The sequence below is a fragment of the Halorubrum lacusprofundi ATCC 49239 genome (genome assembly GCF_000022205.1).
Classification (GTDB): domain Archaea; phylum Halobacteriota; class Halobacteria; order Halobacteriales; family Haloferacaceae; genus Halorubrum; species Halorubrum lacusprofundi.
This window is the reverse complement of record NC_012029.1, coordinates 2,588,348-2,602,399: the sequence shown is the minus strand read 5'-3', so window position 1 is coordinate 2,602,399 and position 14,052 is coordinate 2,588,348. Positions and strand designations below refer to the sequence as shown.

Below are 14,052 nucleotides of genomic sequence, written 5' to 3'. Positions count from 1 at the left end.
TGTCAGAGAACCGTTCTTGTAGCCCGCTACCTAATCAGACGGTACGTACAAGGTTCCTGTCCGTGAAAGATATGATATGCCACCACACACCGACTACGCACTCGTCACCGTCCTCGAACACCTGGGCGAAGACCCGGACGCACTGAATGTAGAGTGGGCCGAGTTCGTTGGCGATGCCTCGACTCTTCACACGTTCGAGGTCACGACCACAGATCCACTCGACGCGTACTTTGAGGTTCAGGTCTACGACGTGGGGACGTTCGGACACGAAGTCCATGTCAACGGCGAACCGCTGACGGGGTTCGACCTCCCACCCTCGGACGGCTGGCAACTGTGGATGGATACCATCACGGGCGCGATGCTACAACAGGGCGAGAACACCGTTCAGATCGTCCGGGATGGCGAGAGCGACGATGAGTTCGCCATCGGGAACGTGGTCGTCCACTGGCGCTCGGAGAGTTCGCCTGAGAGGTGACTAACCGAGAACTCTCTGGTTCCTATGAACAGGTGAGAAGTCCGTTCGGCGAAGCGGTGTCAGCGTGCGCTCGCGGCGGTGTTGCGGAATGTTTTTATACTGCAATCGGAATAGATTCAGCTAATGCGCGCGGAGGCTCGTCTCGACGTCGCCCTTATCCGAGGCCGACGAGCCCCGCGACCGCGACGAGGCGTCCGACCGCCGCGACCGGCTTCCGGCGCGGCGCGACGACCGGCCCCCTCGGGCCAGTAATCTTCCTCCCTCGTCGCGTTCGCGCCGTTTCGTTCCGTAGAGTGACAGCTACGTCGTCGGGTAGCGTCGCCGCCACTAATTTCTTACAATATCTAAAGCGACGAATTTAAGGGATAGAGTCTATTCTACTCCGGTAATGGCAACCGTTGCACTCGCGTTCAGTGGGGGACTCGACACGACTGTCTGCGTACCGCTTTTGAAAGAAGAGTACGGCTACGACGAGGTCATCGGCGTCAACGTCGACGTCGGGCAGCCGACCGAGGAGTTCGACGAGGCAGAGGAGACCGCCGACGCGCTGGGGCTCGACCTCCACGTCGTCGACGCCAAAGAGGAGTTCGCGGACCTGTGTTACGATGCGGTGAAGACGAACGCGACGTACCAGGGCTACCCGCTCGGCACCGCCCTCGCGCGCCCCGTCATCGCCGAGGCGATTCTGGGCGTCGCCGAGGAGCAGGGCTGTGACGCCATCGCGCACGGCTGCACGGGGAAGGGGAACGACCAGCTCCGGTTCGAGGCCGTCTGGCGCGGCTCCGATCTGGAAGTTATCGCGCCCGTCCGCGAACTCGGACTCACCCGTGAGTGGGAGATCGACTACGCGGCCGAGAAAGACCTGCCCGTCGAGGCCGGCGACGGCGGCGTCTGGTCCATCGACGAGAACATCTGGTCGCGTGCGGTCGAGGGCGGCAAGCTGGAGGACCCGAGCTACGAGCCGCCGGAGGACATCTACGAGTGGACCGCGGGGCCGGAAGGCGAGACCACCATCGAGGTGACGTTCGAGGAGGGCGTTCCGGTCGCCATCGACGGTGAGGCGATGGACCCCGTCCCGCTCATCCAGTACCTCAACAAGTACGCCGGCGGCTACGGCATCGGTCGCACCGACGTGATGGAGGACCGCATGCTCGGGCTGAAGGTGCGCGAGAACTACGAGCACCCGGCCGCGACCGTCCTGCTCACGGCCCACCAGGCCCTCGAAGACCTCGTCCTCACCAAGAACGAGCGCTCCTTCAAGAAGGGGATCGAGCAGGAGTGGTCCGAGAAGGCGTACCAGGGGCTCGTGTTTGCCCCCGTCGTCGACGCGCTCGACGCGTTCGTCGACGAGACGCAGGACGTGGTGACGGGCACCGCGACGGTGAAGGTTTCCGGTGGCAACTGCCGCGTCGTCGCCCGCGACTCCGAGTACGCCGTCTACTCTGAGGAGATGGCCTCGTTCAACACCGAGGACGTGGCCGGCATCGCGCAGGAGGACGCCACGGGCGTCGCGAAGTACCACGGGCTGCAGGAGCGCCTCGCCAACGACGTGAAGGCGGGCGTGGAAAAGCCCGAGCTCGCGACGGACGGGAGTGGCGCCGCGGACGAGATCGACGACGAGAACTAAATGACCGACGACGATCCCGGCACGGCGGCAGACGCAAACGCGACGGGTGAGAGCGGTACCGCCGTCCGCCGCGATCGCTTCAGCGGCGGCCCCGCCCGCGAGTTCCTGTCGAGCCTCGCCGCCGACGCGGCGATCTTCGAGGCCGACCTCGCGGTCGACCGCGCGCACACGGTGATGCTCGCCGAGCAGGGGATCGTCGACGACACGGTGGCGGGCGAGATCCTCACCTCCCTCGACGACGTGGAGGCGGCGGGCCACGACGCGCTCCCGGACGGCGAGGACGTTCACGAGGCGATCGAGACGGCGGTCATCGACCGAATCGGCTCGGACGGCGGTCGGATGCACACCGCCCGCTCGCGCAACGACGAGGTGGCGACCTGCATCCGGTACCGCCTGCGCGAGGACCTGCTCGCCGCCGCCGAGGCAACGATCGCGCTCCGCGAGGCGCTCGTCGATGTCGCGAGCGAGCACACGGAGACGGTGATGCCCGGCTACACGCACCTCCAGCCGGCCCAGCCGACGACGGTCGCGCACTACCTGCTGTCGTACGAGGGCGGGGTCGCCCGCGACACCGAGCGCCTGCTCGACGCGTACGACCGGGTCAACCGGTCGCCGCTCGGTGCGGCCGCGTTCGCGGGGACGCCGTTCGATATCGACCGCGATCGGACTGCCGAGCTGCTCGGGTTCGACGGGACCGTTCGCAACTCGACGGACGCGGCGTCCGCCCGCGACTTCCTCGCGGAGGGCGCGACCGCGTGCGCGACGCTCGCGACGACGCTGTCGGGGCTCGCGGAAGATCTGATTCTCTTCTCGAACAAGGGGTTCGTGGAGCTGTCGGACGCGTACTCCTCCACGTCCTCGATCATGCCCCAGAAGAAGAACCCGGACACGCTGGAGCTGACTCGCGGCGTCGCCGGCGACGCGATCGGCGAGGCGACGGGCACGCTGAGCCTCCTCAAGGGGCTCCCGCGCGCGTACAACCGCGACCTCCAGCGCGCCCACGCGGGCGTGTTCGAGATCGCGGACGACGTACGTGAGGCGACCGAGGTCGCCGCGGGCGCGGTCGCGACCGCGGACTGGGACGAGGTGACGCTCGCAGACGCCGCGGGCGAGGGCTTCTCGACGGCGACCGGCGTGGCCGACTTACTCGCGATGAGCGGGATGCCCTTCCGGACCGCTCACGAGATCGTCGCGACCGCCGCCGAGACCGTCTCGGACGACGACTCGTCGGCCGCCGCGGCCGCAAAAGTTGACGAGGCCACTCGAAAGGTGACGGGCGAGCCCCTCTCGACGCACGTGAGCCGCGACGACGTGGAATCGGCGCTCGACCCCGCCGCCAGCGTCGCGAGCCGCGACTCCGCCGGGGGGCCCGCCCCCGAGGCGGTCGCCGACGAACTCGCGGCTGTCGAGACACGGATCGAGACTGATTCCGCGGCGCTGGCCGACGAGCGGGAATCGCTCGCGGCGGCAGCGGAGCTGTTGGACACGGAGGTGGCCGAGCATGTCTGACGCCGTGCCGGCGGCCGAGTCGGAGCAACCGACCGGACTGCGACGACCGCGAGCCCGACCGCGACCGGCGCCGTCGACGGTCGATCCGCGACCGCCGACGACGCCGCCGTCCCCGCGAGGGGACACACTAATCATTGAAATCTGATATTAGATTTCACACGGCGGTTGTACGACCGATTATCATCCGTTAGCGGGTAGTCTATTTATTGTAAACTAAATTACAAGTTCGAAGGATTTATGCGGGTTCACGGCCGAGTAGGTGGTACGATGACGAGCGACACTGATCCAGTGATGGCAGAGGACCCGATCACGGGCGAAGAGATCGAGCTTCCGGCCGACGTGGAAGTCGGCGAGATCATCGACAGTCCGGTCACCGGGACCGAACTGGAGGTCATCTCGCTGGACCCCGTCGTGTTGGAAGAGGCCCCCGAACTTGAGGAGGATTGGGGCGAGTAGATGGCGACGACCGCCACGACCGCGACACGCGAGTGGTCGACATGCAAATAGGGATCCTCTACTCGCGGATCCGGAAAGACGAGAAGCTGCTGCTCGGCGAGCTTCGCGACCGCGGCCACGAAGTCGAAAAGATCGACGTCCGGAAAGAGCGGTTCGGACTCGAATCGACGACCGCGAACGTCGAGGACCTCGATATCGTCGTCGACCGCTGTCTGTCGACGAGTCGGTCGCTGTACGCGACCAAGTTCCTCGACAGCTACGGCGTCCCGGTGGTGAACTCCCCCGAAACGGGCGACATCTGCGCCGACAAGGCGAAGAACTCGCTCGCGCTCGCCGAGGCGGATATTCCCACCCCGGCGACGGAGGTCACGTTCACGAAGGAGGCCGCGATGGAGTCGATCGAGGAGTTCGGCTACCCCTGCGTGCTCAAGCCCGTCGTCGGCTCGTGGGGCCGGCTGATGGCGAAGATCGACACGCGGAACGCCGCAGAGGCGATCTTAGAGCACAAGGAGACGCTCGGCCACTACGAGCACAAGGTGTTCTACATCCAGGAGTTCGTCGACAAGCCCGGCCGCGACATCCGCGCGCTGGCGGTCGACGGCGAGCCGATCGCTGCGATGACTCGGTCGTCCGATCACTGGCTCACGAACGCCGCGAAGGGCGGCGAGACGAAATCCTTTGATCTCGACGACCGCGCGCTGGATCTGGTCGAGCGCGCCTCGGAGGCGGTCGGCGGCGGCATGCTCGGCGTCGACCTGATGGAGGTCGGTGGTACCGGCTCCGGCGAGTACACCGTTCACGAGGTGAACCACACAGTTGAGTTCAAGGCACTCGACGCTGCCACCGACGTCGACGTTCCCGCGAAGGTCGTCGACTGGCTGGAGGCGAAGGTCGCGGCGGCCGACGGCGAGGAGGTCACGGCATGACCGACGAGACCTACACCGCGAGCATCGTCGGCGGCACGGGCTTCACCGGCGGCGAGCTGTTGCGGATCCTCTCGGGACATCCCGACTTCGAGGTCGTGCAGGCCACGTCGCGGTCGGCCGACAACATGACCGTCGGTCGCTCCCACCCGAATCTGCGCGGGCTCGACCTGCGCTTCTCGGACCCCGACGATCTGGAATCGGTCGACGTGCTGTTCTCGGCGACGCCGCACGGCGTCTCGATGGGACAGGTCGACGAGTACTTCGAGGCCGCCGACACGGTCGTCGACCTCTCGGCGGACTTCCGCCTGCCCGAGGCGGCGCTGTACGACGAGTGGTACGACGGGCACACGTCGCCCGAGTACTTGGAGCGCGCGGAGTACGCGCTCCCCGAGATCAACCGCGAGAACCTCTCCGGCGCCGACCTGATCGCCGGCGGCGGCTGTAACGCGACCGCGACGATGCTCGGGCTCAAGCCCCTCGTCGACGCGGGCGCGCTCGGTCCCGACACCGGTGAGGTCGTCGTCGACGTGAAGGTGGGCTCCTCGGAGGGCGGCGCCGGCGGCGGCGCGGCCTCCTCACATCCGGAGCGCTCGGGCGTCGTCCGCCCGTACGCGCCCACCGGTCACCGCCACGAGGCGGAGATCGAGGCGTACCTCGGGCTCGACGTCTCCTTTACCGTCCACGCGGTCGAGATGATCCGCGGCGCGAGCGCGACCTGCCACGTCTTCCCCGACGAGCCCGTCTCGAAGGCGGACCTGTGGCAGGCGTACCGCGGCGCCTACGCCGACGAACCGTTCATGCGAATCGTCTCCGGCGGGGGCGGCGTCTACCGCTACCCCGAGCCGAAGGCGGTCGCCGGCACGAACTACGGCGAGGTCGGCTTCGAACTCGATCCCGGTAACCGGCGCATCGTCGTCTTCTCGGCGATCGATAACATGATGAAAGGCTCCGCCGGGCAGGCGGTCCACGCGGCGAACATCGCCTTAGGGCTGCCCGAAGACGCCGGTCTGGAGTTCCAGGGGCTCCATCCCGTGGGGTCGCCATGACCGACGAGCAGTCCACCACCGCAGAGGAGCCACCCGTCGTCGTCAAGATCGGCGGCGCGAAGGCGGTCGATCCGGCCGGCGCGGTCGGCGACGTGGCCCACCTCGCCGCCAACGGGCGGCGGGTCGTGGTCGTCCACGGCGGCTCGACGGTCGTCGACGAGGTCATCGAGCGGCTCGGCATGGAGCCCGAGTACGTCGAGTCCGCCTCCGGCGTCACCGGTCGATTCACCGACGCGGAGACGATGGAGGCGTTCACGATGGCGATGGCGGGCAAGCTCAACACCGAACTGACGGCGCTGTTCCGCGAGGCCGGCGTCGACGCGGTCGGCCTCTCGGGCGTCGACGGCGGGCTCCTCTCGGGGCCGCGCAAGTCGGCGGTCCGGGTGGTTGAAGACGGCAAAAAGAAGATCCGCCGCGGCGAGCACTCCGGCCGGATCGAGTCGGTGAACGCCGACCTGCTGGACGGGCTCCTCGCCGACGGGTACACCCCCGTCGTCTCGCCCCCGATGGAGGGGAAAGAGGGAGACGGCGGCGTCACGCCCGTCAACACCGACGCGGACCGGGCGGCCGCCGCGGTCGCCGGCGCGCTAGACGCGGATCTCGTCCTGCTGACGGACGTGGCCGGCGTGTACGCGGACCCCGACGACCCGGACACGCTGATCGAGTCGGCGGCGACGCCCGACGAACTGGCGGCGGTCGAAGCCGCCGCCGAGGGGTTCATGGGCAAGAAGGTGATGGCCGCCAAAGAGGCGCTCTCTGGCGGCTCCGGGCGCGTGATCGTCGCCGGTGCCAACGTCAACGACCCCATCGTCGCCGCGCTCGGCGGCGCGGGGACGACGATCGAACGATCGGCGATCGCAGAACAGGCCGAAACGGAGGGTGAGACCGCATGAGCGGCTTCGTCTTCTCCGAGAAGCCGATCGAGATTGCTTCGGGCGACGGCGTGACGCTCACCGACACGAACGGGACCGAGTACCTCGACTTCGGCGCGAGCTACGCGTGTACGCCCGTCGGCCACTGTCACCCCGAAGTCGTCGACGCCGCGACGAGCCAGATTGAGGAGCTGATGTACGTGCAGGCGTCGTACCCGCACGCGGCGCGGACGGCGCTGTACGAGCAGCTTTCCGAGGCCGGGCCGGGCGACGTCGACAACGTCTGGCTCTGTAACTCCGGCACCGAGGCCAACGAGGCCGCCCTGAAGTTCGCCCGACACGCCACCGGTCGCGAGAAGATTGTTGCGACGACACAGGGCTTTCACGGTCGGACGATGGGCGCGCTCGCGACCACGTGGAAGCAGAAGTACAAGCAGGGGTTCGAGCCGCTCGCCGGCGGCGTCGAGTTCGTCGAGTACGGCGACGCCGACGCGATGCGCGAGGCGATCGACGACGAGACCGCCGCGGTGATCTTGGAACCCCTCCAGGGCGAAGGCGGGATCAACCCCGCCGCCACCGAGTACCTGCAGGCGGTCCGGGAGGCGACGGAAGAGGCGGGGGCCGCGATGGTCCTCGACGAGATCCAGACCGGGCTCGGCCGTACCGGATCGCTGTGGGCGACCGAGAAGCACGACATCGTCCCGGACGTGCTCACGACTGCGAAGGGGCTCGCCAGCGGGCTCCCGATCGGCGCGACGCTGTGTCGCGACTGGGTCGCCGAGGACGCCGGGAATCACGGTTCGACGTTCTCGGGCGGGCCCGTCGTCTCCGCGGCCGCAGGAGCGACCCTCGACGTGATCGAACACGAGGACCTCCCCGCGCACGCCGACGAGATGGGGGCGTACATCCGCGGACAGATCGACGAGCGCCTCGGCGACGGCGTTCGCGACGTGCGGGGCGACGGCCTGATGATCGGCATCGAGGTGAAGCGCGGCTCGAACCGGCTGCTGCGCGACTTGGCGATCAACCACCAGGTGCTCGCGCTGCCGGCGGGCCGCACCGTGTTGCGCCTGCTCCCGCCGCTGACGATCGAGCGCGAGCACGCCGACGCCGTGATCGACGCGCTCGCGGAGGTGATCGGCTGATGTCCACCGGGACGGAGTGCGAATCGGACGATTCGACCGAGTCGACGGCTGACGACTCGTCCGCGGCTGGAACCGACGTGGTCGCTGGCGGCGGCTACCCCGAGGCCTGCGACACGCCGGCCCGGAAGCTGCTGTTCGACATGGTGTCGATCCCCTCTCCCTCGGGCGAGGAGGAGCAGGCCGCGAAGCGCCTCGTCGACTTCTTCGAGGCGAACGGCCGGGAGGCGTGGATCGACGAGGTCGGGAACGTCCGCGCGCCCGCCAGCGACGCCGTCCTGCTGACCTCGCACATCGACACCGTCCCGGGCGATATCCCGGTCGAGGTGCAACCGGCGGCAGAAGACGACGAAGTCGGCAAGCCGGGCGAGCCCGTCCTCTGGGGGCGCGGGACTGTGGACGCGACCGGCCCGCTCGTCGCGATGGCAGTCGCGGCGGTCCAGACGGGCGTCTCGTTCGTCGGCGTCGCCGGCGAGGAGACAAACTCGCGGGGCGCACGATTCCTCGTCGAGGACCGCGACGCGCCGGAGGCCGTGGTGAACGGCGAGCCCTCCGGCTGGGACGGCGTTACCCTCGGCTACCGCGGCTTCCTCGCGGGGACGTACGTGAACACGAGCGAGTCCGGCCACACCTCGCGTCCGGAGCCGAACGCGATCCAGCACGCGATCGACTGGTGGCACGGGGTCGAGGAGACGTTCGAACCGACCGATCCGGACACGCCCGTCTTCGAGCAGGTGACGACCAAGCCCGTCTCGTTCGACGGCGGACTCACCGACGACGGGCTCGCCGTCGAGGCGTCGATGGACGTGCAGCTCCGCGTCCCGCCGAACCGGACGGTCGACGAGATCCACGAGCTGGCCGAGACGGAGCTGTCGACCGGCTCGGTCCACTGGAAGGAGCCGATTCCCCCGGTGATGGAGAGTCCGCGGACGGAGCTGGCCCGGGCGTTCCGCGTCGCGATCCGCGGCGCCGGCGGCGACGTCCGCCTGCTGCGCAAGACCGGGACGAGCGACATGAACCTGTTTGCGGCCGCGTGGGACTGCCCGATGGTCACCTACGGCCCCGGGAACTCGGACCTCGACCACGCGCCCGACGAGCGGCTCCCCCTCTCCGAGTTGGACCGCGCGACGGCGGTGTTGAGTGACGTCTGCCGGGACCGACCGTAGGCGTCACGGCACCGACCGTGACGCCGTCTCCTTTTAAACCGTCGCGCTTCGCTTCCGACGACTGACCTCGCCGCTGTCACAGCATCACCACCACCGACACTCACGATCCACCCATGCCACTCGCCACCGACGACTTCCTCGACATCGACGACGTAACGCCAGCCGAACTGGACGCCCTGCTCGACCGCGCCGCCGCGATGAAGGCGGGCGAGACCGACCCCCGACTCGGGGACGCGACGCTCGGGATGATCTTCGAGAAGCCCTCGACGCGCACCCGCGTCTCCTTCGAGACGGGAATGACCCGACTCGGCGGCCACGCGATGTTCCTCGGGCCGGACGACATCCAACTGGGCCACGGCGAGCCGCTGCGCGACACCGCGCGGGTGCTCGGCCGCTACGTCGACGGCGTGATGGCCAGACTCTTCGATCACGAAGACGTCGAGGTCCTCGCCGAGTACGCCGACTGCCCGGTCATCAACGGGCTGACCGACGAGGCGCACCCCTGCCAGACGCTCGCCGACCTCCTCACCATCCGGGAGACGGTCGGCGAGGACGCCACGGTCGCGTGGGTCGGCGACGGCAACAACGTCGGGCAGTCGTTCGTCGTCGGCGCGGCGATGACCGGGATCGACGTACAGGTCGCCACCCCCGCGGAGTACGGAATGGACCCTCACGTCTTCGACCGCGCCGCGGAGTTCGGCGCCGACGTGGAGCCGACGACGGACCCCGAAGCGGCGATCGACGGCGCCGACGTCGTCTACACCGACGTGTGGATCTCGATGGGGCAGGAGGACCAGCGCGCGGAGAAGCTCGCCGCATTCGAGGGGTTCCAAGTGAACGCCGACCTGCTGGCCGGCACCGACGCGAAGGTGATGCACTGTCTGCCCGCGCACCGCGGCGAGGAGATCACGGACGGCGTGTTGGAGTCGGACCGCGCGCTCGTCTGGGACCAGGCCGAAAACCGGATGCACGCGCAGAACGCGCTGCTCGTCGAGTTGCTCGGCGGGGAGTGAGTGCGGATCGAGATTGGTTGAGCAGCGACGCTATTTATAAGTAGATATGCGGTGGCGCGTGCCGACGAGCGCCCCGAGGGCGCGAGTCGCACGCGCGAGGGATGCCGCGAGCGATTTTAAGCGCGAGCGGTGAGGCTTTGGAGGTGTTCACCGTCGATCTGCTCTCCACGACTTATAAACGGGCGATCGTGACGGATGCGGATTTCCTGAAGATCCCTCCTGAACACCTCACTCTGACCCACGATCATTTATAAACGACAGCGACCGGATCTAGTTCCCGGTCCAGCGCAGCACCGCCAACGTTCCCTCGTACAGCACGATCATGGTGAGCGTCACGATAATCGGCGCCATCCCGGTCGGGTCGGGGCTGAAGAGGAACGCGATCCCGAGGAACGACCCCCAGAAGATGAGCCGCTTCGCCTCCAGCCACTGCCGGGTGACGAGGTTCATCATGATCGCGAGCATGATGAACAGCGGGATCTGGAAGACGATCGCCATGAACGCGAGCATGATGACGATCAGGTTGAACGTCTCTGCGAGGCCGAACGCGATCGTCGCGGCGTCGGACGTGTAGGTGGTGAAGTACGAGAAGATCGCGGGCAACACGAGGAAGTGCGCGAACGCGATGCCGATCCCGCCGAGGATGAGACTCGTGGGGACCGCCGCGAGGTAGTAGCGTCGCTCGTTCTCGTACAACCCCGGCTTCATGAACCGGTACGTCTGGTAGACGAACGCCGGCAGTCCGACCACGACGCCGGCGAGGCCGGCGACCTTCAGCCGCGTGAGCGGGAGTTCGAGGGGGCCGTACAGCCGCGGTCGGTTCTCCAAGGGCGCGGGGATGTGGTAGCCCCAGAAGTAGTTGATGAGCTCCGTCGACTCGGTGACGACGACCAGCGTCGCCAGCCCGCCGAAGACGAAGACGACGGCGAGCCGCCGCATCATCTCCTCGATGTGGGCCGCAAGCGGCATCTCCTCGTCCGTCTCGGGCGCCTCGAGGCCCGCGAACTCCTCGTCGCTTTCGGCGGTCCCTTCGATCGCGGTCCTTTCGCTCGCGACGCCGCCGTCCTCAACGGTCGGCGCATCCTCGACGGTCGACGAGTCCGAATTGTCGGCGTCGCCCGCGTCCGCGCCGATCTCCGACGTGACTTCAGGAGACACCTCCGGCTCGACGGATTCCGGTCCGGTGTCGTCACCGTTCTCGTCGCCAGCGGATCGGCGATTCTCGGACGTACCGCCGGGCATTCCGACCGCTTCGTCCGATGTAGCATCGGCGCTGTCGACCGTCCCGTCGCCGTCGACCGAGTCGTCCTCGGGGGCTGAGGGCTCGTCACGCGACCGGTCCGAGTCGTCCATTCACTTCTTCTACGCAACCGGGTGACTATAGGCCTTTTCGGATGGCGACGAGCGGCGCCCCGGTGCGCGGATGCGAACGCGGTCGAAAAGGTTGATAACGGCGACGGGCCTCAGGGCCCGTATGGCGAGTGCCCTCGACGAGGATACCCAGCAGTCGCTCGCGGAAGGACGCGAGTCGGCGAAGGCGTTCCTCCGGTCGATCCAGAAGGACCTTCAGAAGGTGTTCGTCGTCTTCCTGTTGGGCTTTCTCGCGACGTTCTGGGCGCTCCGCGTGTTCATCTGGGACTCCCTCTACAACATTACACAGTCGAACATGTCGCCCGAGGTCGCCGCTGAGGCCGACGTAATCGCCACCACCCCGTTCGAGGTGATCCTCCTGCAGGCGAAGATCGGGCTAATCGTCGGTGTGATCTTCGCAATTCCGCCCTTCATCTACGTCGCCCGCGACGAGCTTCGCGCTCGCGGGGCATGGCCGCAGTCACCGGTTGCGCGCTGGAAGCTCGCGGGAATGGGGCTCCTCGGTGTCGGCCTGTTCGTGGTCGGCGTCGCCTACGGGGTCTACGCCTTCTTCCCGATCATGTTCTCCTTCCTGGCCGGCTTCGGGCTGGAGGCCGGGCTCCAGCCCACCTACGGGATCGTGATGTGGACGGAGTTCATCGTCTTCCTCTCGCTTTCGTTCGGACTTGCCGGACAGATGCCGCTTCTCATCACCGGGCTCTCCTACTCGGGCATCGTCCAGTACGAGACGTTCCGCGACAAGTGGCGCTACGCGGTCGTCGCCATCTTCGTCTTCGGCGCCGTGTTCTCCCCGCCGGACCCGTTCACCCAGCTGATGTGGGCATTCCCGCTCATCGTCCTGTACGGATTCAGCCTCTACCTCGCGAAGCTCGTCGTCACGGCCCAGCGGAGCTCCGACCGCATCGACGTGCTCGGCGCGGCCCGCAACCACTGGAACATCGTGGGCGGCGCGGCCGTCCTCGGCAGCGGGCTCGTGTACGCCTTCTACGAGTACGGCGGACGGACCGGCTTCAACGATCTCCTCCGACTCGCCAACAGCGACTGGCGCTTCCTCGAACCCGGTGCGAGTCTCGGCGTCAACCCAGCGACTGCGACCGCGATCTACGCCGCCGGATGGGCGCTCGCATTCGTCGCTGTCGCGACGCTGTGGGCCGTGTTCGCCGACCTCGACACGACGAGCGCGGGCTACCAGTACGGCGACCCGGCCGCCATCGACGTGGGCGAACTCGACGCGGCCGGCGTCCGTGCCGCCCCGGACAACGCCTTCGCGGAGATGGACGAGGAAGAGTCGCTCGCGCTCGCGCAGGCCGCGATCGACGACGACGACCCTGAGAAGGCGCAGGCGATCCTCGACCGGTTCGACGCGGTACACGGCGAGGGCGACGGCGACGATGGAGCGGACGGCTCTGCGACGGGGAGCGGAGACGGGGCGGGTCGTTCCGGCGGCTCGGGCGGCTCTGGCGGCTCGGGCGGCTCCGGCGGCGACGACGGCCTGATGGGAACCGTTCAGGACCGCACGTCCCGAGCCAGCTCCACGTTCCTCTCCGAGCTCACTGACGGCGACGAAGAGGAGGCCGAAGACGACATCGGCGGCTACTACAAGGACCTCAAGTTCATCTTCGACTCGTTGCGGTCACGGTCGTTCCGGCTCGTCGCCGTCTTCGGCGGTGTGATGGCGGCCGTGTTCACGTGGCTGTACCTCGGCGGACTCGCGACGGTGCGCAACGACTTGGAGTCGCGCGTTCCGGCCGAGATCGAGGGCGGGATCAACATCATCACGCTCCACCCGGTCGAGGCGCTGATCTTCATGGTGAAGTTCTCGGTGCTGCTCGGGATCGTGGCCGTGTTCCCGGTCGCGCTCTACTACGCGTGGCCCGCCCTCCGCGAGCGTGGCTTCGTCGCCGGGCGGATCTACAAGGTGTATCTCTGGGCGGGCGCGCTGCTCGGCGGGCTGCTCGGCGGCTTCGCGCTCGGGTACGCCTACATCGCACCCGGTATCATCGGGTGGCTCGTCACCGACGCCGAGCTGGCGAACATGATCATCACCTATCAGGTGAGCGACTTCCTCTGGCTCGTCGTCTACACCACCGTCGGGATCGGCTTCCTCGCGGACATCCCGATCGCGATGATCCTGCTGAACAACGCCGGGATCCCGTACGATGTCTTCCGGAACCGCTGGCGCGAGGTCACCGTCGGGATCATGCTGTTCGCGGCGGTGTTCACCCCTGCCGACGTGATCACGATGTTCCTCGCGACGCTCCCGCTGATGGCGGCGTACGGCGTCGGCATCGGCGTCCTGTTCCTCGTCACGCTCGGCGGCCGGCGGGACCTCTCGCCGCCCTCGGAGTTCGTCGGGCGCTGAGAGGGTCACCGCACCTCGTCCATTCTTGGCCCGCTTGCCATCCACTTACATCACTGATAGCGCGTCAGACCGCCGAGACCGACGGGT

The 14,052-nt window shown here is 67.7% G+C and carries 12 protein-coding genes; 11 read left to right on the top strand and 1 reads right to left on the bottom strand.

The window, feature by feature from the left end; translation table 11 throughout:
* Positions 1 to 76 precede the first annotated feature (76 nt).
* From HLAC_RS13010 to argF, 10 genes are all read left to right on the top strand, one after another.
* A complete protein-coding gene (locus HLAC_RS13010) occupies positions 77 to 475 on the top strand; it encodes a DUF7383 domain-containing protein (protein ID WP_015911302.1) in 399 nt (132 codons plus the stop codon).
* Between the two features lie 388 nt (positions 476 to 863).
* Entirely contained in the window at positions 864 to 2,102 is a 1,239-nt protein-coding gene (locus tag HLAC_RS13005; RefSeq protein WP_015911301.1) for an argininosuccinate synthase, read from the top strand.
* Positions 2,103 to 3,611, top strand: coding sequence for an argininosuccinate lyase (argH, locus tag HLAC_RS13000; RefSeq protein ID WP_015911300.1), 1,509 nt, complete (start codon positions 2,103 to 2,105; stop codon positions 3,609 to 3,611).
* Positions 3,612 to 3,878: 267 nt separating this feature from the next.
* Positions 3,879 to 4,067 carry a lysine biosynthesis protein LysW gene (gene lysW, locus HLAC_RS12995; RefSeq protein ID WP_004047516.1) on the top strand — a complete coding sequence of 63 codons (189 nt, stop codon included), beginning with the start codon at positions 3,879 to 3,881 and terminating at the stop codon, positions 4,065 to 4,067.
* A 41-nt stretch (positions 4,068 to 4,108) separates the two neighbouring features.
* A complete protein-coding gene (lysX, locus tag HLAC_RS12990; RefSeq protein WP_015911299.1) occupies positions 4,109 to 4,993 on the top strand; it encodes a lysine biosynthesis protein LysX in 885 nt (294 codons plus the stop codon).
* Entirely contained in the window at positions 4,990 to 6,039 is a 1,050-nt protein-coding gene (argC, locus tag HLAC_RS12985; RefSeq protein WP_015911298.1) for an N-acetyl-gamma-glutamyl-phosphate reductase, read from the top strand. The genes lysX and argC overlap by 4 nt, the downstream gene beginning before the upstream one ends.
* Positions 6,036 to 6,932 (top strand): acetylglutamate/acetylaminoadipate kinase, encoded by an 897-nt coding sequence (locus tag HLAC_RS12980; protein WP_015911297.1) that lies wholly within the window; start codon positions 6,036 to 6,038, stop codon positions 6,930 to 6,932. The genes argC and HLAC_RS12980 overlap by 4 nt, the downstream gene beginning before the upstream one ends.
* Entirely contained in the window at positions 6,929 to 8,056 is a 1,128-nt protein-coding gene (locus tag HLAC_RS12975; RefSeq protein ID WP_015911296.1) for an aspartate aminotransferase family protein, read from the top strand. Before HLAC_RS12980 ends, HLAC_RS12975 begins: the two co-directional genes overlap by 4 nt.
* On the top strand, positions 8,056 to 9,219 hold the full coding sequence (locus HLAC_RS12970; RefSeq protein ID WP_015911295.1) for a [LysW]-lysine hydrolase: 1,164 nt from the start codon (positions 8,056 to 8,058) through the stop codon (positions 9,217 to 9,219). Before HLAC_RS12975 ends, HLAC_RS12970 begins: the two co-directional genes overlap by 1 nt.
* 113 nt (positions 9,220 to 9,332) lie before the next feature.
* The gene (gene argF, locus HLAC_RS12965; protein ID WP_015911294.1) at positions 9,333 to 10,232 is read left to right on the top strand and encodes an ornithine carbamoyltransferase; all 900 of its coding nucleotides are present in this window, start codon (positions 9,333 to 9,335) and stop codon (positions 10,230 to 10,232) included.
* A gap of 270 nt (positions 10,233 to 10,502) precedes the next feature.
* Here argF and tatC (HLAC_RS12960) read toward each other — a convergent pair whose 3' ends face one another.
* On the bottom strand, positions 10,503 to 11,585 hold the full coding sequence (tatC, locus tag HLAC_RS12960; protein ID WP_015911292.1) for a twin-arginine translocase subunit TatC: 1,083 nt from the start codon (positions 11,583 to 11,585) through the stop codon (positions 10,503 to 10,505).
* Positions 11,586 to 11,706: 121 nt separating this feature from the next.
* Between tatC (HLAC_RS12960) and tatC (HLAC_RS12955) the strand changes: the two genes are divergently transcribed.
* Complete coding sequence (gene tatC, locus HLAC_RS12955; protein ID WP_015911291.1) at positions 11,707 to 13,965, top strand: twin-arginine translocase subunit TatC; 2,259 nt, start codon at positions 11,707 to 11,709, stop codon at positions 13,963 to 13,965.
* Positions 13,966 to 14,052: the final 87 nt, after the last annotated feature.